Annotated in this window: 18 protein-coding genes and 1 pseudogene; 4 read left to right on the top strand and 15 right to left on the bottom strand. The window is 72.0% G+C overall.

Features of this window, described 5'->3' with window-relative positions; all coding sequences use genetic code 11:
• Positions 1-15: 15 nt before the first annotated feature.
• Positions 16-1506 carry an ABC transporter substrate-binding protein gene (locus AQJ84_RS03325; protein ID WP_053190244.1) on the bottom strand — a complete coding sequence of 497 codons (1491 nt, stop codon included), beginning with the start codon at positions 1504-1506 and terminating at the stop codon, positions 16-18.
• 4 nt (positions 1507-1510) lie between these two features.
• Positions 1511-2047 (bottom strand): GNAT family N-acetyltransferase, encoded by a 537-nt coding sequence (locus AQJ84_RS03320; RefSeq protein ID WP_030039624.1) that lies wholly within the window; start codon positions 2045-2047, stop codon positions 1511-1513.
• Positions 2048-2190: 143 nt separating this feature from the next.
• Between AQJ84_RS03320 and AQJ84_RS03315 the strand changes: the two genes are divergently transcribed.
• Both AQJ84_RS03315 and AQJ84_RS03310 read left to right on the top strand, forming a co-directional pair.
• Positions 2191-3147, top strand: a complete 957-nt coding sequence (locus AQJ84_RS03315) for an ATP-binding protein (RefSeq protein WP_030039625.1) — start codon at positions 2191-2193, stop codon at positions 3145-3147.
• Between the two features lie 63 nt (positions 3148-3210).
• Entirely contained in the window at positions 3211-3603 is a 393-nt protein-coding gene (locus AQJ84_RS03310) for an SCO5389 family protein (protein ID WP_030039626.1), read from the top strand.
• Here the strand turns inward: AQJ84_RS03310 and AQJ84_RS03305 are convergent.
• The 9 genes and pseudogenes from AQJ84_RS03305 to AQJ84_RS03265 form a co-directional block, all read right to left on the bottom strand.
• Positions 3600-4436 carry an alpha/beta fold hydrolase gene (locus AQJ84_RS03305; RefSeq protein ID WP_030039627.1) on the bottom strand — a complete coding sequence of 279 codons (837 nt, stop codon included), beginning with the start codon at positions 4434-4436 and terminating at the stop codon, positions 3600-3602. The genes AQJ84_RS03310 and AQJ84_RS03305 overlap by 4 nt on opposite strands.
• A gap of 159 nt (positions 4437-4595) precedes the next feature.
• Positions 4596-4946 (bottom strand): annotated as a pseudogene (locus AQJ84_RS03300) (family 1 glycosylhydrolase); the annotation flags it as partial.
• Between the two features lie 64 nt (positions 4947-5010).
• Positions 5011-5205, bottom strand: coding sequence for a hypothetical protein (locus AQJ84_RS03295; protein ID WP_030039629.1), 195 nt, complete (start codon positions 5203-5205; stop codon positions 5011-5013).
• A 46-nt stretch (positions 5206-5251) separates the two neighbouring features.
• Positions 5252-7318, bottom strand: coding sequence for an elongation factor G (gene fusA / locus AQJ84_RS03290; protein WP_053190290.1), 2067 nt, complete (start codon positions 7316-7318; stop codon positions 5252-5254).
• A gap of 415 nt (positions 7319-7733) precedes the next feature.
• The gene (locus tag AQJ84_RS03285) at positions 7734-9215 is read right to left on the bottom strand and encodes an MFS transporter (protein WP_030039630.1); all 1482 of its coding nucleotides are present in this window, start codon (positions 9213-9215) and stop codon (positions 7734-7736) included.
• Between the two features lie 195 nt (positions 9216-9410).
• Entirely contained in the window at positions 9411-10751 is a 1341-nt protein-coding gene (locus tag AQJ84_RS03280) for an XdhC family protein (protein WP_053190245.1), read from the bottom strand.
• Positions 10744-12876 carry a xanthine dehydrogenase family protein molybdopterin-binding subunit gene (locus AQJ84_RS03275; protein ID WP_053190246.1) on the bottom strand — a complete coding sequence of 711 codons (2133 nt, stop codon included), beginning with the start codon at positions 12874-12876 and terminating at the stop codon, positions 10744-10746. Before AQJ84_RS03275 ends, AQJ84_RS03280 begins: the two co-directional genes overlap by 8 nt.
• Entirely contained in the window at positions 12873-13865 is a 993-nt protein-coding gene (locus AQJ84_RS03270) for an FAD binding domain-containing protein (protein WP_053190247.1), read from the bottom strand. Before AQJ84_RS03270 ends, AQJ84_RS03275 begins: the two co-directional genes overlap by 4 nt.
• Positions 13862-14491 (bottom strand): (2Fe-2S)-binding protein, encoded by a 630-nt coding sequence (locus tag AQJ84_RS03265; protein ID WP_051869760.1) that lies wholly within the window; start codon positions 14489-14491, stop codon positions 13862-13864. Before AQJ84_RS03265 ends, AQJ84_RS03270 begins: the two co-directional genes overlap by 4 nt.
• A gap of 216 nt (positions 14492-14707) precedes the next feature.
• On the opposite strand from AQJ84_RS03265, the gene AQJ84_RS03260 reads away from it, so the two are divergent.
• On the top strand, positions 14708-15301 hold the full coding sequence (locus AQJ84_RS03260; RefSeq protein WP_030039638.1) for a TetR/AcrR family transcriptional regulator: 594 nt from the start codon (positions 14708-14710) through the stop codon (positions 15299-15301).
• 301 nt (positions 15302-15602) lie between these two features.
• Here the strand turns inward: AQJ84_RS03260 and AQJ84_RS03255 are convergent, their stop codons facing one another.
• From AQJ84_RS03255 to AQJ84_RS03245, 4 genes are all read right to left on the bottom strand, one after another.
• Positions 15603-16148 carry a flavin reductase family protein gene (locus tag AQJ84_RS03255; protein WP_051869729.1) on the bottom strand — a complete coding sequence of 182 codons (546 nt, stop codon included), beginning with the start codon at positions 16146-16148 and terminating at the stop codon, positions 15603-15605.
• Positions 16145-16330, bottom strand: coding sequence for a hypothetical protein (locus AQJ84_RS42870; RefSeq protein ID WP_128092235.1), 186 nt, complete (start codon positions 16328-16330; stop codon positions 16145-16147). Before AQJ84_RS42870 ends, AQJ84_RS03255 begins: the two co-directional genes overlap by 4 nt.
• A 240-nt stretch (positions 16331-16570) precedes the next feature.
• Positions 16571-18073 carry an MFS transporter gene (locus AQJ84_RS03250; RefSeq protein WP_053190248.1) on the bottom strand — a complete coding sequence of 501 codons (1503 nt, stop codon included), beginning with the start codon at positions 18071-18073 and terminating at the stop codon, positions 16571-16573.
• A gap of 98 nt (positions 18074-18171) precedes the next feature.
• Complete coding sequence (locus AQJ84_RS03245) at positions 18172-18546, bottom strand: cupin domain-containing protein (protein WP_030039641.1); 375 nt, start codon at positions 18544-18546, stop codon at positions 18172-18174.
• Between the two features lie 71 nt (positions 18547-18617).
• On the opposite strand from AQJ84_RS03245, the gene AQJ84_RS03240 reads away from it, so the two are divergent.
• On the top strand, positions 18618-19091 hold the full coding sequence (locus AQJ84_RS03240; RefSeq protein WP_030039642.1) for a MarR family winged helix-turn-helix transcriptional regulator: 474 nt from the start codon (positions 18618-18620) through the stop codon (positions 19089-19091).
• The last annotated feature ends 9 nt before the right edge of the window (positions 19092-19100 follow it).

Raw genomic sequence — 19100 nt, 5'->3', positions numbered from 1 at the left:
GTGTCGTCGCACGGGTCAGCGCCGGGTTCCGGTGCCGAGGAGGGTGCGCTCGTACGGGTCGAGGAGCACTCCGCTGACCGAGTCGGCGACGCCGGTGATGATGCGCTGGTGGACCAGCGGGACGACGGCGTCGGTGCCGAGGATCGCGGCCTCGGCGGTCATGGCCGCGTCCTGCCGCTCGGCGGTGCCGGCGACGCCCTCGGCCTCGGCGACGGCCCGGTCGACGTTCTTGTCGCAGAGCTGGGCGATGTTGTAGCCGCCGTCGCAGGTGTAGTCGCTGGCGAGGACCGCGAGCGGGTCGCCGGTGTCGACGAGGGTGTTGCGGGCGAGCACGAACGCGTCGAACTTGCCTTCCAGCGCGTCGCTCTCCAGCCGGGAGTACTCCCGCACCTGCAGGGTGACCCGGAACCCGGCCTTCTCCAGCTGCTGCTTCAGCACCTGGGCGACCTCCGGGAGTTCGGGCCGGTTGTCGTAGGTGGCGAGGGTGATCCTGGTCCCGTCGGGCGTCGCGGCCCCGGCCCGCCCGGTCGGCTGCCGGCGCTTGCCCTCGGCCCAGGTCACGGCGGGTCCGTAGATGCCGGCGCCGGGGTCGGCGTAGCCCTCGTAGACGCCCTCGGCGAGGGCCGAGGTGTCCACGGACCGGCGGGCGGCGGCACGCAGCTGCGCGTCCTTGAACGGGCCCGAGGCGGAGTTCAGCAGGAGGCTCGTGGTGCGGGTGGTGGCCGTCTCCTTGCGGGTGGCCTTGTCGAGGGTGGCGGCCTGCGCGACCGGGACCGCCTCGGCGACGTCGACCTCGTCGGTGCGCAGGGCGCCGGCGCGGGCGGTGCCGTCGGCGATGAAGCGGACGTCGACGCCGGAGGCCTGGGCGCGGCCGCCCCAGTAGTCGTCGTAGCGGTCGAGGGTGGCGGCGGTGGAGCCGGTGACCTTGGTGAGCTCGAAGGGTCCGGTGGCGGTGCCGACCGGGTCGGCGCCGTCCTTGCCGTCGTAGGCCTTCGAGGACAGGACGGCGAGGCTCGGGCTGGACAGGCGCAGGGGCAGTACGGGGTCGGGGGCGCCAGTGGTGACGCGTACACCGCTGCCGCCGTCGGCCTTGGCGGTGAGTGTGACGCCGGACAGGGCGGCGGGCGCGGGCTTGGCCTCGGCGGCGTGGCCGAGGGCGGCGGCGACCGCGGCCGGGGTGACCTGCGAGCCGTCCTGGAAGGTGGCCTCGCGCAGGGTGAACAGCCAGGTGCGGTCGTCGACCTGACGCCAGGACTGGGCGAGCGCGGGAGCGGCGGAGCCGTTGGCGTCGAGGGCGGTCAGGCCCTCGGTGACGCCGAGGCGGCTGAGGATGGTGGCGTCGGCACCGTACGGCGAGAGGTTCTCGGCGGGCGGGAAGGCGAGGGCGACCCGCAGTCGGGAGCCCGCCTTGCCGTCGCCCGAGGAGTCGCCGCCACCGCTCGACGCGAAGCAGGCCGTCATGAGGGGGGCGAGCAGCAGGGAACCGAGTATGTGTCGGCGGCGCATGCCGTCACCGCCCCATCGGGATCTCGAAGTGGACGACACCGTTGCCGGCGCCCGGGTCTTCGCGCTCGTCGTGCACGACCTTGGCGAGCGACCGCCAAAACGGTTCAGCACCGGTGACAGCGGGGTCGGTGTGCAGATAGACGGCGCGGTAGCCGCCGTCGGCGACGGCGAAGGCGAGCAGTTCGTCGACCAGGCGCCGGGCGAGGCCGCGCCTGCGGTGCTCCGGGCGGACGTACACGCGGCGCAGCTGAGCGGTCTCGCCGGAGGGGAAGCGGTCGGCGACCTGACGCGGGTTCGGCGGGTGGGCCGGGCCACGGGAGTCGAGGGCGGCCGTGGCCACGACGGCTCCGTCCGCCGGGTCGACGGCGACGAGGAGGGTGTGGCGGGCGGGAGCGAGGTAGGCGGCGGCCGGGTCGACGATGTCGGCGTGCCAGCGGGGCACGTAGCCGGTCTTGAAGTCGCGGTAGACGGTGTCGAGCATCACGGCTCGCGCACTGTCGATGTCGTCCGGGCTCGCCGCCCTGATGCTGTAGTCACGCACTTGCCAATCATATGCATTAAGGCGGTGAGTGGATCACGGCCGGGGGACCGCGCGGGGATTTGACACTGATCATCCAGACCCCTACAACCTATCGACATGACATCCATTTTCAAAAACTGTGTTCTCGGAAAGATGGAGCGGTAGTGCGGATCGCGTTCGTCGGCAAGGGCGGCAGCGGCAAGACCACCCTGTCGGCACTCTTCACCCGGCATCTGGCACGCTCCGGCGCGCCGGTCCTCGCCATCGACGGCGACATCAACCAGCACCTGGCCGAGGCGCTCGGCCAGGACGACGGCCCGCTGGGCGCCCCACCCCTCGGCGCGCACGTCGGCGAGATCAAGGACTTCCTGCGCGGCACCAACCCGCGCGTCCCCTCCGCCGCGGCGATGATCAAGACGACTCCGCCCGGCCGGGGCTCACGGCTGCTGACCCTGCTCGGCGACGACGAACTGCACACCCGCCACGTCCGGCGGGTGGGCGACGTGCCGCTGATGGTGACGGGCGAGTTCGACGAGAGCGATCTGGGGGTGTCCTGCTACCACTCCAAGCTCGGCGGGGTGGAGCTGTACCTCAACCACCTGGTCGACGGCCCGGGCGAGTACGTCGTGGTCGACATGACGGCCGGCGCGGACGCGTTCGCCTCCGGCCTGTTCACCCGCTTCGACATGACCTTCCTGGTGGCCGAACCCACCCGCAAGGGCGTCTCGGTGTACCGCCAGTACCGGGACCACGCCCGGGAGTTCGGGATCCGGATCGCCGTGATCGGCAACAAGGTGACCGGCGAGGACGACCTGCTCTTCCTGAAGGAGCACGTCGGCGACGACCTTCTCACGCACCTCGTGCACTCGCCCTGGGTGCGGTCGGCCGAACAGGGCCGCGACCAGGGCGGGCTGGACACCCTGGAGCCGCACAACGCGCACGCCCTGAACGTCCTGCGCGAGGCCGTCGACGCCCGCCCCCGGGACTGGGCGACCCATCACCGTCACGCCGTCGAGTTCCACCTGCGCAACGCGCGGGCCTGGGCGGACGAGGCGACCGGCCTCGACCTGGCCGCGCAGGTGGACCCGGACTTCGTACCGGGGCCGGCCGCCCTCGCCTGACCCCTGGCTCGACACCTCGACCTCACCGCACCTCACGACCCACAGGACAGGAAGCCAGCACCCATGTCTCTCGACGTCTCTCCCCAGCTCCTCGCCGAAGCCGAACAGGGCACCGTCCGCGAGGAGGACTTCGTGGACACGGTCCGCACCTCGCTGCCGTACGCCTACGACCTGATCGCCTCCCTCGCCACCGAACTCAAGGGCGGCACCGCGGAGTTCACCGACAACCAGACCCCTCCCCCGTCCGAGCGGGAACGCGGCCAGCTGCTGCGCGCCCTGGCCAGCGACGCGATCCGCGGCAGCCTGGAGCGCCACTTCGGGGTGGCCCTCGCCTTCCAGAACTGCCACCGGGTGGCGGCCTTCCGGCCGGAGGCGCTCGACGGTGACACCTACGCGCGGTTCACGTCGGTGCGGTCGCAGGTGCTGAACCAGTCGCCGGAGTTCCGGGACTGCTAGCCCCGTTCCGCGAACGTCGTCACGAACCGCCCCGCGTCGTCCAGCCACGGGAAGTGCGCGGCGCCGGGCTGGACCACCAGCTCGGCGTTGGGGAACAGCCCCGCGTACTCGGCCACGGCGCGCGGCGGGGCCGCCACGTCCACCTCGCCGGCCATCACGAGCACCGGCGCGGCGAACCTGCCGAGGGCCGCACGGGTGGCGGCCGGGCTGAAGGCGCCCTCGGAGCCGTACACGGCCGCCGCCTCGTCGTTGCGCTGCCTCTGCTCGGCCTCCCGGGCGGCCTTGGCCTTCTCGTCCCAGCGGGCGAACCAGAAGGGGGCGACGGCCTCCCAGTCCCCGGGGGCGGCGCGGCCGGCGGCGATCGCTTCAAGGGCCGTGTACGCCGGGGTGAACCACACTTCGTCCCGGCGCAGGCGTGCGGTGCCCAGGCGGTCCTCCGCGGTGATCTCGACGCCGACCGCGTAGACGCTCGGGTTGATCAGGGCCAGCCGCGCGACGCGGTCGGGATGGCGGGCGGTGTACAGGGCCGCGAGGTTGGCGCCGGCCGAGTGGCCGAGGAGGTCCGGTCGGCCGAGCCCGAGTTCCTTCCGGAGCGCCTCGACGTCGTCGACCAGACGGTCGCAGCGGTACGACGCCGGGTCGTCCGGGGCCGCCGAGTGGCCCGTGCCCCTGAGGTCCAGGCGGATCAGCGCGCGGTGGGCGGTCAGGCCGCCCAGGTCGCCCAGATACGCCGAGTCCTGCATCGGGCCGCCGGGGAGACAGATCAGGGGCGGGCCGTCCCCGGACACGTGGTAGGCGAGACGGGTGCCGTCGGGGGCGGGGAAGGTGGGCATGGGCCGAGCCTCGCAGTCGCCCCCACCTGCGGCAACCGAATTGGTCACGGGGGGGGGACGGCTCGCCCCCGGTGGGCCCGGGCTCCCGCACCCGCACCCGCGCTCACCGGGGCCGAGCGGCCCCACCCCCGTTCGCCCCCGTTCGCCCCGGTCGCGCCCTCAGGCCGCCCGCCGCCCTCGCCCCCGGTGCGCCCGCACGATGTCCGCGTACCGGTGCCCGGTCCCCATGATCGTGCGGGCCTGTGTGCGGCAGTCCATGTGGACCAGCCCGAAGCGCTTGTCGTAGCCGTACGCCCACTCGAAGTCGTCCAGCAGCGACCAGGCGAAGCAGCCGGCCGGCGGGGCGGCCCTGCGGGCGGCCGACGCACAGGCTGCGAGGTGTGCGACCAGGTAGTCCTGCCGCTCGGGGTCGGCCACCGTGCCGTCGAAGCGGACGACGTCCGGGAAGGCGGAACCGTCCTCGGTGACGTACGGCCCGCGGGCCCCGTACTCGTCGGTGAGGCGGAGCAGCGGATCCGGGAACGCACCTGTACCGCCTGCGGCAGCGTCCACGACCGGGACCACGATGCCGCGATCAACGTAACGGGCGGTACGAGCACGTCGTCAATGACATCGGCGCGCCGACGTCGGGGACTTCGACGGTGCCGTCCACGGTGGTGTCGTACCCGTGAGCAGGGGTGGCCCCGCCCCGCTCCACCCCGGGCGGGCAGGGGCGGGGCGGGGCCACATCGCCGGTCACCGTGCCGGCGTACCGGTCGTCACGCCGCATGGCCGGTCCTCACGCCGCATGGCCGGTCCTCACGCCGCGTGGCCGGTCACCGTACCGCCGTGGCGATCGGCGCCGGAGCGTAGCCGGTGGGGCGGGCCGTGAACGTGCCGCGGCCCTGGGTACGGCTGCGCAACCGGGTGGCGTAGCCGAAGAGTTCGGCCAGCGGCACGGTCGCGGTGACCACCGCCGACCCGGCCCGTGTCACCGAGCCGGAGACCCGCCCGCGCCGTGCGGCGAGATCGCCGAGGACGGTGCCGACGGCGTCCTCGGGCACGGTGACCGTGACCTCGACGACCGGTTCCAGCAGGGTCATCGTCGAGGCCCGCAGGGCTTCCCGGAGCGCGAACCGGCCGGCGGTGCGGAAGGCCGTGTCCGAGGAGTCCTTCACATGGGTCGCCCCGTCGGTGAGGGTGACGCGCAGCCCGGTCACCGGGTGCCCGCCGATCGGCCCCTCCGCCAGGGCGTCCCGGCAGCCGGCCTCGACCGCGCGCACGTACTCCTGCGGTACCCGCCCGCCGACGACGGCGGACCGGAACTCGAACCCGGCGCCGGCGCCGGCGTCGATCCCGGTGCCGGCCTCCAGCGGCTCGACGTCGAGGACGACATGCGCGAACTGCCCCGCGCCACCGTCCTGTTTGACGTGCCGGTACACCAGACCCGACACCCCGCGCGCGACCGTCTCCCGGTAGGCCACCCTCGGCCGGCCGACGGCGACCTCGATCCCGTGGTCGCGCCGCACCTTCTCCACCGCGACCTCCAGGTGCAGCTCGCCCATGCCGGACAGCAGCGTCTGACCGGTCTCAGGATCGGTTCGGACCACCAGCGACGGGTCCTCCTCGGCCAGCCGCGCGAGCGCCGAGGCCAGCCGGTCCGTGTCGGTGGACCTGCGGGCCTCGACCGCCACGGAGACGACCGGTTCGGCCGCGCTCGGCGGTTCCAGGACGAGCGGGGCACCCGGCGCGCACAGGGTGGAGCCGGGCCGGGCAGACTTCAGTCCGACGACGGCGACGATGTCCCCGGCGACCGCGCGCTCCAGCTGGGCGTGCCGGTCGGCCTGCACCCGCAGGATCCGCCCGATGCGCTCGGTGCGCCGCGCGCCCGCGTCCATCACCGCGGCTCCCTTCTCGATCGTTCCCGAATACACCCGCAGATACGTCAGCCGGCCCGTAGGGGTGGCGTTCACCTTGAACGCCAGCGCCGCGAAGGGCGCCTGCGGGTCGGCTGCCCGCTCCGTCACCTCGTCGTCGTGCGTGCCGCGTACGGCGGGCACGTCGAGCGGCGAGGGCAGATACGCCACGACGGCGTCCAGCAGCGGCTCGATCCCGCGGTTGCGGTAGGCCGAGCCGCACAGCACGACCACCCCGTCGCCGGTACGGGTGAGGTCGCGCAGGGCGTCGACGAGCGTGGGCGTGTCGAGCGCCGACCGTGCGCAGAACTCCTCCAGTGCGCCCGGATGGAGTTCGGCCACCGTCTCCTCCAGAAGTCGCCGTCGCCTGGCCGCCTCCTCGCGCAGGGCCGTCGGCACGGGACCCTCGTGGACCGTGTCGCCGCCGTCGGGCCAGGTCAGCGCCCGCATCCGCAGCAGGTCGACGACGCCGGTGAAGGCGTCCTCGCTCCCGATGGGCAGCTGCACGACCAACGGGGCCGGGTGCAGCCGTTCCCGGATCGACTCGACGGCCGTGTCGAGATCGGCCCCGGCACGGTCCAGCTTGTTGACGAACGCGATCCTCGGCACGCCGTGCCGGTCCGCCTGCCGCCACACCGACTCGCTCTGCGGCTCGACGCCCGCGACGGCGTCGAACACCGCGACCGCGCCGTCGAGCACCCGCAGCGAGCGTTCCACCTCGTCGGCGAAGTCGACGTGGCCCGGGGTGTCGATCAGGTTGACGCGGTGGCCGTCCCAGGCGCAGCTGACCGCCGCCGCGAAGATGGTGATCCCGCGATCGCGTTCCTGGGAGTCGAAGTCGGTGACGGTCGTGCCGTCATGGACCTCGCCCCGCCGGTGTGTGGTGCCGGTGGCGAACAGGATCCGCTCGGTGACGGTGGTCTTGCCGGCGTCGACGTGGGCGAGGATGCCGAGATTGCGGACGGCGGCGAGCGGGTTGGTGTTGATGCGCACGGCCCATGGCCTTTCGGAAGGATCGGTGAAGGGGGCGGCGCGATTCCCGGACGGGGCGTTCTCACTGACGGAGGCGACGCCGAGGCGTCAACGCACGGACGTGCGCCCCACGTTTGTGGGGTACGTCCTGGTCAGTGGTGGGTTCAGTGGTTCGGGTTCGTCCGGGGCATCCGGTACCGGCCGCGCAGCGGGCACCGGACGGACGAGGACACGAGGATCACGTCGTACTGCGACCGGGGGACGACGACAGCGGCGCACTCACGCACGGCCGGTCTCCCCTCACTCGTCGTTCCACGTCATGACCCGCGCAGCGAACTGGTGGGCGGCGCGTGGTTCGTGGTGAGTGTAGGGAAGGGGATCAGGGTCGGGCACGGCATTTATCGCGGCCGCCGGGCTGCGCGCGCCGGTGTCACACCGGTCCGGGGCCCACCCCGCCCTTGAGGCGTTCCAGGTCGGACGGGCGGACCTGGATGACCAGCACGGCGATCAGGGCGGCGATCGCGGTGAAGATGGCGGCCATGATGAAGGCGGCCGACACACCGGCGGTCAGGACCTCGTCCGAGAAGGGCTTCGGGAGCTCCCCGGTGCGCTGGAAGCGCAGCCGCTCGAGCCGGGTCGCCTGTTCGAGGAAGAGCGGGACCTGCTTCTCGGCCTCGTTGGTGCTGGCCGTTCCGTACATCGTGACCAGGATGGACAGGCCGAGCGAACCACCGACCTGCTGGGTGGCGTTGAGGAGTCCGGAGGCCGCGCCGGTCTCCTGCACGGGCACGTCGGACAGTGCCATCAGGGTGAGGGAGACGAACTCCATGCCCATGCCCAGGCTGAAGACGAGCATCGGACCGAGCACGCTGCCCGCGTAGGTGGAGTGCACGTCGGTCAGGGTCAGCCAGCCCAGTCCGGCCGCCGCGAGGACCGCCCCCAGCACCATGAAGGGTTTGGGGCCGTACACCGGCAGGAACCGCGAGGCCAGCCCGGCGCCGATCGCGATGACCGCGCTGACCGGCAGGAAGGCGAGCCCGGCCTGCATGGGGCTGAAGTCCAGCACGTTCTGCACGAAGAGCGTCAGGAAGAAGAACATGCCGAAGATCGCGGCGGCCAGGCACAGCATGATGCCGTACGTGCCCGCACGGTTACGGTCGGCGAACATGTGCAGGGGCGTGATCGGCTGCCGGGAGCGGCGCTCCACCAGCACGAACAGGGCGAGGACGACGACGGCCACGGCGAACGAGGCCACCGTCAGCGCGTCGCGCCACCCTTCCTGCGCGGCGCGGATGAACCCGTACACCAGCAACACCATGCCCACGGTGGAGGTGAGCGCGCCGGCGATGTCGAAACGGCCCGGGTGGCGTTCGGACTCCCTGATCCAGCGGGGCGTGGCGAGCACGATGAGCAGCCCGATCGGGACGTTGACGAAGAGCACCCAGCGCCAGTTCAGCCACTCGACCAGGACCCCGCCCGCGAGCAGCCCGATCGCGCCGCCGCCCGCCGAGACCGCGGCGAAGACCCCGAAGGCCCGGTTGCGTTCGGGGCCTTCGCGGAAGGTCGTGCTGATCAGGGCGAGGGACGTCGGTGACGCGATGGCGCCGCCGACGCCCTGGAGGGCACGGGCCGCGAGGAGTTGGCCGGCGTTCTGGGCGAACCCGCCGAGCAGGGAGGCGAAGACGAAGAGCAGCACGCCGAAGATGAAGACGCGCCGTCTGCCGAGGATGTCACCGGCCCGCCCGCCGAGCAGCAGCAGTCCGCCGAAGGTGAGGGTGTAGGCGTTGACCACCCAGGCCAGGCTCTCGGTGGAGAAGTCCAGGGAGCGCTGGATGTCGGGCAGGGCGATGTTCACGATGGTGATGTCGAGCACCACCATGAGCTGACAGGACGCGATGACCAGCAGCGCCATGGCGTTTCCGCCACCGCCCGTTTCCCGGGTGGTGGCCTGCGCTGAGGTGCTCGGCTGCGGACTCGTCATGGCATGTCGCACTCTCGGGGGCCGAACCCCCGGCGGGGGACAGTGGACGCGTGCGCCCACCGCGGTTCACCGTTCGACGGTACGCCCGTCCGCGTGGCCCGACCACTCGAATCCGGGTCCGGCGCCTCAGGCCGCCGCCCGGGCGCCTCCGTCTCCCTCGTCGCGGTGGATCGCTACCGCCGAACCGGTCAGCGGCACACCCGTACCGCCCCGCCGGGCCGCGACGATCTCCGCCGCGATGGACAGCGCGGTCTCCTCCGGCGTGCGGGCACCGAGATCGAGCCCGATGGGTGATCTGAGCTGCGCCAACTCCCCTGCTGTCAGGCCGACTTCGCGCAGCCTTCGGTCACGGTCGGCGTGGGTGCGGCGCGAGCCCATCGCACCGACGTACGCGACCGGCATCCGCAGCGCCTCCTTCAGCAGCGGCACGTCGAACTTGGCGTCGTGGGTGAGCACGCACAGCACCGTGCGCGCGTCGGTCGCGGTGCCCCGCAGATAGCGGTGCGGCCAGTCGACCACGATCTCGTCGGCGTCGGGGAAGCGGGCCGGGGTGGCGAAGACGGGACGGGCGTCGCACACGGTCACGTGGTACCCGAGGAACTTGCCGGCGCGTACGAGCGCCGCCGCGAAGTCGATCGCACCGAAGACGATCATGCGGGGCGGCGGCACGCTGGACTCCACGAGCAGGGTCAGTCCGCCAGGGCAGTGGGTGCCGTCCGTCGCCACCTCGACGGTGCCGGTGCGTCCGGCCTCCAGCAGCGCCCGCGCCTCGGCGGCGGCGAGCCGGTCCAGTTCCGCCGGGCCACCGAGGCCGCCTTCGTACCCTCCGCCGGGACCGGCCACGGGCGGGCGGCGGGCGGTGCCGTCCACGTGCGGATCCGCCTCGTGCCGCCCGCCTGACGCATCGTCGTCAGCGCCGCGGGAGACCTGCTCGTGCGACGTGGCACGCACGATCAGGGCCCCCGCCTCGTGCCGCCCGCCTGACGCATCGTCGTCAGCGCCGCGGGAGACCTGCTCGTGCGACGTGGCACGCACGAGCAGGGCCCCGCCCATGAGATCGGCCGGGCCGTCGACCACGCGGGCGAGGGCCGTCGGCCCTCCGCCGCCGGCGGCGGAGGCGAGCGCCGAGCGCAGGACCGGCCGGGCGGGCGCTTGCGCGTCGACCGGCGTGACCATGACGTCCAGGACTCCGCCGCAGGTCAGGCCGACCGCGAAGGCGTCCTCGTCGCTGTAGCCGAAGCGCCGGACGACCGTCTCGCCGTCCTGGAGGGCCTGCACGCACAGGTCGTACACCGCGCCCTCCACGCAGCCGCCGGAGACCGAGCCGATCACCGTGCCCGCACTGTCGACCGCGAGGGCGGCACCGGGACCGCGCGGGGCGCTGCCCTCGACGGCCACGACGGTGGCGACGGCGAAGTCCCGGCCCTCCTCGGACCAGCGGTGCAACTCCTCGGCGAGGTCAAGCACTTGGCGCCCCCGCCGTCAGTACCCGGTCGGGCCGGATCGGCAGGTGGCGGTGGCGAACCCCGGTCGCGTGCCAGACCGCGTTGGCGATCGCCGCCGCCGCGCCCACGATGCCGATCTCACCGATGCCCTTGATGCCGACCGGGTCGTCGGGGTCCGGGTCCTCGATCCAGTCCGCCTCGACGGACGGTACGTCGGCGTGCGCGGCGACGTGGTAGCCGGCGAGGTCGGCGCCGTAGTGGCCACCGGTGGCGTGGTCCCGTACCGCCTCCTCGTGCAGGGCCATCGAGATGCCCCACGTCATCCCGCCGACGAACTGGCCGCGGGCGGTGAGCGGGTTGACGATCCGGCCCGCGGCGAAGATGCCGAGCATGCGGCGCACCCGTACCTCGCCGGTGGCGGGGTCCACGGCGACCTCGGCGAACTGCGCGCCGAAGGAGTGCCGTTCCTTGCGGGCGAGCGCGCCGACGGCCTCGGTGGTGTCGGACCGTACGGTGATCCCCTCGGGCGGGATCGCGGCGCCGGGGGTGAGACGCTCGAGCAGTTCCTCGGCGGCGGCCGTTACCGCCCACGCCCAGGAGCGGGTGCCCATCGAGCCGCCGGCGATGAACGCGGGCCCGAAGTCGCTGTCCCCGATGCGTACCCGCACCCGTTCCGGCGCCGTCTCCAGCGCGTCGGCGGCGACCAGGGTGAGCGCGGTCCTGGCTCCGGTCCCGATGTCCGCGGCGTTGATCCGCACGGTGAAGGTGCCGTCCGCCTCGGCCGTGACGGCCGCCGTGGAGGGTGCGGCGCCGGCGGGGAACGAGGCCGCCGCCGTGCCGGTGCCGAGCAGCCATCGCCCGTCTCGGCGAACGCCCGGGCGCGGGTCCCGGTCCGCCCAGCCGAACCTGCGGGCGCCCTCCCGGAAGCAGGCGAGCAGGTTGCGGCCGCTGAAGGGCAGTCCGGAGACCGGACCCAGGGCGGGCTCGTTGCGGGCACGCAGTTCGATCGGGTCGAGGCCGCACCGCTCGGCGAGTTCGTCGAAGGCCGACTCCAGCGCGAACGACCCCGGTGCCTCCCCCGGCGCGCGCATCCACGTCGGGGTGGGCACGTCGAGTCGTACCACCCGGTTGGCGGTGTGATGGGCGTCGGCGTCGTACATCGTCCTGGCCGGGCCGGCGGCCGTCTCGATGAACTCGTGGACGGTCGAGGTGAGGCTGAGGGAGCGGTGCTCCAGAGCCCGCAGCCGCCCCCCGGCGTCGGCGCCGAGCCTGAGGCGCTGCCGCGTGGGACTGCGGTAGCCGGCCAGCGAGAACATCTGACGGCGTGTCATGACGACCCGGACCGGGCGCCGCAGGACGGTCGCGGCCATCACGGCCGCCACCTGGTGGGCGCGTACGCCCTTGCTGCCGAAGCCGCCGCCGACGTGCTCGGAGCGCACCCGCACCGAGGCCGGGTCGAGGGAGAAGAGGTTGGCGAGTTCGCCCGCGACCCACATCGTGCCCTGGTTGGAGTCGACGACTTCGAGGCGTCCGCCGTCCCAGCGGGCCGTCGCCGCGTGCGGCTCCATCGGGTTGTGGTGTTCCTCAGGGGTGGTGTACTCGGCGTCCACGACGACGGCGGAGGCGGCGAGTTCGGACTCCAGGTCGCCCTTCTCGGCCACCGCAGGCCCGTGCGAGTCGAGTGGGTAGGCGTCCGGGTGCTCGGCGGCGAAGGTGACGTCGTGCGGCTCCTGCTCGTAGTGCACGACGAGCGCTTCGGCGGCCTCCCGCGCCTGTTCGGAGGTGTCGGCGACGACCAGCGCGACCGGCCAGCCCGCGTGCGGCACCCGGTCGTGCTGGAAGACGGCGGCGGTCGGGTCCGGCGCGGTGCCCAGCAGGCCGACGTAGTCGGTGTCGACGCGCGGGGCGTTCGCGTGGTGCAGGACGGCGACCACGCCCGGCATTCCCAGCACGGGGCCGTCCTCCACCGAGCGGACGCGGCCCCGGGCGACGGTGGACAACACGAACCAGCCGTGGGCGAGTCGGGCGAAGGGGATCTCGCCCGCGTAGCGGGCCGCGCCGGTGACCTTGTCCCGCCCCTCGACTCGGGTGTGCGCGCTGCCGACCGCGCCCTTGAAGGTGGCGCCGCCGGTCGTGGTGGTGGTCATCGGGTGGCCTCCTCGGCGAGTTCGGTCAGCACGGCCACCACGAGGTTGCGCATCAGGGTCACCTTGTATCCGTTGTGGGGCAGCGGCTTCGCGGCGGCCAGCTCGGCGTCCGCCGCGGCGGCGAAGGTCCCGGCGTCGGCCGGTGCGCCGGTCAGCACCCGTTCGGCCGCGCGGGCCCGCCACGGCCGGGAGGCGACCGCCCCGAACGCCAGACGCGCGTCGCGTACGACACCGTCCCGGACGTCGAGCGCGGCGGCGATCGAACCGATCGCGAAGGCGTACGAGGCACGCTCGCGGACCTTGCGGTAGCGGGAGTTGGCGGCGGTGGGCGCCGGCGGCAGCGTGACGCCGGTGATCAGCGCACCGGGCGGCAGCGCGGTCTCCCGGTGCGGGGTGTCACCGACCGGAAGGTAGAGGTCCGCGATGGGCAACTCGCCGGGCCCGTCGGCCGTTTCGTACGAGACGACCGCGTCGAATGCGGTCAGCGCCACGCCCATGTCCGAGGGGTGGACGGCCACACAGTGTTCGGAGGCGCCGAGGACGGCGTGGTTGCGGTGCTCGCCGCCGACGGCGGGGCAACCGCTGCCGGGGACCCGCTTGTTGCAGGGTTTGGTCACGTCGGCGAAGTAGCCGCAGCGGGTGCGCTGGAGCAGGTTCCCGCCGACCGTGGCCATGTTGCGCAGTTGCCCGGAGGCGCCCGCCAGCACCGCCTGCGCCAGCGCCGGGTAGCGGCGGCGGACGTCGGGGTGCGCGGCGAGGTCGCTGTTGGTGGCGGTCGCGCCGATGCGCAGGCCGCCGTCCGCCGTCGACTCGACGCCGGCCAGCGGTAGTTCGCGGACGTCGACGAGCCGGGCGGGCCGCTCGACACCGGCCTTCATCAGGTCGACGAGGTTGGTGCCGCCGCCGAGGAAGCGGGCGTCGGGGTCGGCGTCGAGCAGCGCGAGGGCTCCGGACACGTCGAGGGCGCGCCGGTAGTCGAACTCCTTCATGCGGCCGCCTCCGTGCCGTGGGGGTCCGTGCTGTCCGTGTCCGCGCCGTGAGCGCGCGTCGTCGTTCCCGTCCCCGCCCGGTCCGCGGGCGTGGTCGCGGCCGCGCGGGAGACGGCCTGGACGATCGACACGTACGCGCCGCAGCGGCACAGGTTGCCGCTCATCCGCTCCCGGATCTCGTCGTCGGTCAGTGGGGGCGGTCCCGCTTCGGGCCGGACGTCCTCGGTGACGGCGCTCGGCCAGCCCGCCGCGTGTTCCTCGATCACCGCGATCGCCGAACAGATCTGACCGGGTGTGCAGTAGCCGCACTGGTAGCCGTCGAGGTCGAGGAACGCCTGCTGCACCGGGTGCAGTCGCCCGTCCTCGGCCAGGCCTTCGACGGTGGTGATCTCACGGCCCTCGGCCGCCACCGCGAGTTGCAGGCAGGACACGGCCCGGCGGCCGTCGAGCAGGACGGTGCAGGCACCGCACTGCCCCTGGTCGCAGCCCTTCTTGGTGCCGGTGAGGTCGAGGCGCTCGCGCAGGGCGTCGAGCAGGGTGGTGCGGTGGTCCACGGAGAGGGTGTGTTTCTCGCCGTTGATGTGCAAGGTGATGGCGCTGTACGTCGATGTGGGGGCTGGGGCCATGATCAGCCTTCTTTCGCGTATCCGGAGCACGTCGGGCGGAACTCCTCCGGCAGACAGCCGGATCAGGGAGACGTATCGGGCGGACGCGGGGCGCGATGCCGGTCGTACCAGCGCTAGAGTGGGCTCTAGTGGACAGCTGTCCGCTTCCATGAACGTAGTGGACAGCTGTCCGTTTAGCAAGGACGGCTTTCGGCCGCGTTCCGCCGAGGAGGACGAGTGCGGGAGAAGAAGGACACGCCGCTGCGCTCGGACGCGCAACGCAACCGCGAGCGCATCCTGGAGGTGGCGCTGGTCGAACTGACCCGCTCCGCGGACGCTCCGCTGAGCGTGATCGCGAAGAAGGCGGGCGTCGGCCAGGGCACCTTCTACCGCAACTTCCCGAGCCGTGAGGCGCTCGTCCTCGAGGTCTACCGCCACGAGATGCAGCAGGTCGCCGACGCCGCGAGCCGGCTTCTGGAGACCAGCGCGCCGGACCGGGCGCTGCGCGAGTGGATGGACCGGCTGGCTCAGTTCGCGATGGCCAAGGCCGGCATGGCGGAGGCGATCCGCCAGACCCTGAGCGCGTCGTGCGGCCCGGAGAAACCGGGTCACGCACCCGTGACGGACGCCGCCGAACTCCTGCTCCGCGCGAGCGAGGCAGCGGGCACCATCCGCCCGGGAGTCACCGCGGACGACTTCCTGCTGGCCATCGCCGGCCTCTGGCAGATCGATCCCGCCGGGGACTGGCAGCCACGCAGCGCCCGGCTCCTGGACCTCGTCATGGACGGATTGCGTGCGGGAGCGCCGGGAAACACAGCGGACCCCTGCTGAACAGGGGTCCTACTGGAGGGTGCTGCTGATAAGTGGGTGGGTCGTTCACGAGATCCCTTGACCAGGCGTATCAGGGCTGATTGATGTTGAGGTTCCCGCGGGTCGCATGACCAATCCCAGAGCGTATGCGCGTGCAATTATTGCTGGAATGTGCGTACGCCCCGTGGCGGCGACGGGATCGGACAAGGCCGGGCCATGCGCATCGTGATGTGATCGCGCGACGCCGCACCACCACCGGCGAGGTGACCCCGCGGCTGTCCAAGCGGCCGCGCCCCGTTCCGGGGCGCCTCGCAAACCGGTCTCAGGACACGCGCTCGTGGCGTATCCGCGGGAATCGGCCGGCGTGGAAGAGCAGCGGGGTCTCGGGGCCGTGCCCGACCTGGTGGATCCGGAAGGTGATGACCGTGTGGTCGCCCGCGGGGAGTTCCCCGGCGATCTCGCAGTCCATCCAGGAACTCGCGCCCTCGACGAAGAGCGAGCCGTGTCGGGTGGCGTGGGTGCCGAGGCCGGCGAACCTGTCCGCGTCCTTCGCCGCGAGCTGGCGGCACGCCGCGCCCTGGTGCCCGGCGAGCACCGAGGCGCCTATCCGCCCGGCCGTCTTCAGGACGGGCCAGGTCGAGGAGTCGTTCCGCACCGAGAACAGCGCCATGGGTGGGTCAAAGGAGACTCCGACCGCCAGCGATGTGGCGACCATCCCGTAAGGCGACCCGTCGACCGTCGCGCAGAGGGCCACGACCGCCGCGGGGAAGCCGCCGAAGACGGCGCGCACCTGGTCGGAATGGGCGACCGCGGGCGCGAGGACCGCGGCATCAGTGCCGAAGCGCCTGTCGAGGCCCGTGATCGTCATATCGCGCCGGCCTTGAATCCGGCGGCGGAGGAGGGCCGGGCGGAGATCTCCGCCGCGTGCTCGGCCGGGTCCGTCATCGTGGTCTCGCCACCAGGCTCGGCGATGGCGTTCGCGCGCGCCTGGACCGGGCCGGGAGCCCACGAACCTGCCTTGGGGTTCCCAGCGACAACGCAGGTCCTCACGACAGCCTCCAATCGTCATCACGCTGTCCGGGTCGCCGCCCGGTCGACACTTCGACCGTGGAGCACATCAGCTCATGCCGCTGATGCCCATGGGGTCTTGTCCGTGCGCAGGGCGACGCCCCGCGCTGCTCGGCTTCGGCTTCGGCCTTACAGGCTCGACCTGCTTGGCGGACCGAGATCTTCAGCCACGCCAAGCAGGTCGAGCATTCACCTGCCCCGTACCTACGCGGTACTGCGGGTCTACACAGAGGTCGCCTGCCCAGGGGGCTGTGTTCCAGGGGCAGGGGCAGGGGCAGGAGCAGGGGCGGGAGCAGGGGCAGGGGCCATCTTCACCAGGCCGAACAGCCCGATGAGCAGGAGGACGGCGATGAACACCGCGCCGCCGCCCAGGGCCTCCCCCGCGGCGGTCGCGACCGCGGCCTGCGAGGTGATGCCGGTCTTGAGCGCGTCCTCCAGCCCGGAGATGTAGATCGTGCCGAGGACGGCGAGACCGAGCGCACCGCCGACCTGCATCATGGTCTGCAACATGCCCGCCGCAGCGCCGGCGTTCTGCGGTGGCAGGCCCGCGAGAACCGTAAAGTTCAGCGATGTGAAGGCGATGCCGACGCCGACGCCGCAGAAGATCGTGGGGACTACGATGAAGGCATAGCCAGTGGACGGGGTCATCTGGCTGAGCCAGAGCAGGCCGATGATAATCAGCGCCGCCGCGGCTATCACGAGGTTCTTCGGGCCGAGCTTCTTCACCAACGGCGGGAAGGTCCACCGGGAGGAGAAGACGCCCAGTGTCAGCGGAACGACCGCGAAGCCAGCCTCGACCGGGGTGTATCCCAGTGAGTTCTGCGCGTACACCATCAGGAAATAGAGACTGGCGAACATAGCCCCGGGCAGCATCAGCATGCCGGCGTAGGCGGCGGCCCGATTCCGATTGGCGAACAGTGCCAGCGGGAGGATTGGCTGGGCCACACGCCGTTCGCCGAGCAGGAAGGCGATGAGCAGCACGCCTCCCACGACGAATGCGCCGATCGTCTGCGCGTCGCCCCAGCTTCCGTCAGCGGCGTGAGTGAACCCGTAGACGATGCCGATCAAACCCGCCGTGCCGGTGACCGCGCCGAACACGTCGAGCTTGCCCTGGACGTGCGGCGGTTGCGGAATGAACCGGGTGGCGAGCGCGATGATCACGAGGCCAATCGGCACATTCACCAGCATCACCCAGCGCCAGTTGACCCAAGAGGTGAGCATGCCGCCGACCAGCAGACCGAGGGAGCCGCCCGCCGAGGACGCGGCAGTGTAGTAGCTCAGGGCTCGGGCCCGGGCGGCCGGCGCGGTGAAGGTGGTGGCGATCAGCGACAATGCGCTCGGCGCGGCGACGGCCGCGCCGACCCCCTGGATCACCCGGCTGGTGAGCAGCCAGGCGGGGTTCTGGGCAAGACCTCCCACGAGGGAGGCGACCGTGAACACCGCCACGCCGATGATGAAGACCCTGCGGCGCCCGTACATGTCGCCGAGCCTGCCGCCGAATAGCAGCAGGCCACCGAAGGCCACCGCATAGGCGTTGAGGACCCAGGTGAGATTGGCCGAGGAGAAGCCCAGCTCGCGCTGGATGGTTGGCAGGGCGGTGTTCACGATCGTCATGTCCAGCATGATCATGAGCTGGCAGGTCACGATCACGAGGAGGGCTATCGTCAACCGGCGCTCGGCTGACCGGGCGGCTACCTGGGGCGGTGCAGCCGAGGTGTTCGACATTGCGTTCCTTAGGACGGGGGAACGGAGACTGTGCGACGGCCCACCTGGCGGGGCCGATCACCAGTCGGGAGCGGCGGCCAAGGGACCCTGTGTCGATGTCAGACGGCCCAGGGGATGGGGTTGGCCCCTTCGGTGCCGGGAATGCTCACCAGCGCTCCGGCCTGCATGGCGACCAGTGCCTCCAGCGGCTGACCGGTGCTGCGGAACTGGCGCACGGACCCGGCCGGTACCACCAGCGCCTGGCCGGCCGAGATCTGCTCGGTCTCGCCGTCGACCGTGAACTCGAAGGAGCCGGCGATCGGCATCCAGATCTGGTCCTTGTCGATCACGTGGACGGGGGACTCGCCGCCGTCGATCACCGAGACCTTCCAGGTGGCCACCTGCTCGCTGCCCTGGCTCGGCGCGGCAAGGCCGTACATCACGGCGGACGCGGTCTTGATTGTCCGGTCTTCAGAGGGATTGATGATGTTCACGATGCTCCTCCTGTGTCAAGTTGCTTGACACACTCTAATGGGGACGGACGAGCGTGTGTCAACATGGTTCTATGAAAAACGCGGATGACCTGACTGGCCACGAGCTCATCTACCTTGTCGGGATGACGTTCCAGCTGTTGCTCGGGGAGTTCGTGGGCCGGCTTGACGAACGCGGTTATGAAGACGTCAGACCGATTGACGGCATGGCCCTTCAGGTACTCAAGGGCGGTGGCGCCACCGGCACCGAACTGGCCGCCGCGCTGGGAATTACCAAGCAGGCGGTGAGCGGGATGATCGTGCACCTTGAGGAACACGGCTATGTGGTACGCGTGCAGCACCCGTCCGGCGGTCGCCGCCAATTGATTCAGCTGACCGAAAGGGCTTATGAGCACCTGGAGGTCGCCGGCGCCGTACTGCGTGACCTCGAAGCCGAAGTCATCGGTCAGACAGGGAGAATTCCCATGTACACCCTGCGGATGACGCTGGCGGAGATGATTGTTTCGCTGAGCGGGGGCAATATTCCCCCGCTGCGGCCGACGTGGTGAGGCGCTTCT

Origin of the sequence: Streptomyces resistomycificus, from assembly GCF_001514265.1 — a bacterium.
GTDB classification, from domain to species: domain Bacteria; phylum Actinomycetota; class Actinomycetes; order Streptomycetales; family Streptomycetaceae; genus Streptomyces; species Streptomyces resistomycificus.
Note: the sequence above shows the minus strand (reverse complement) of the source record. Positions and strands in the feature narration are given on the sequence as shown.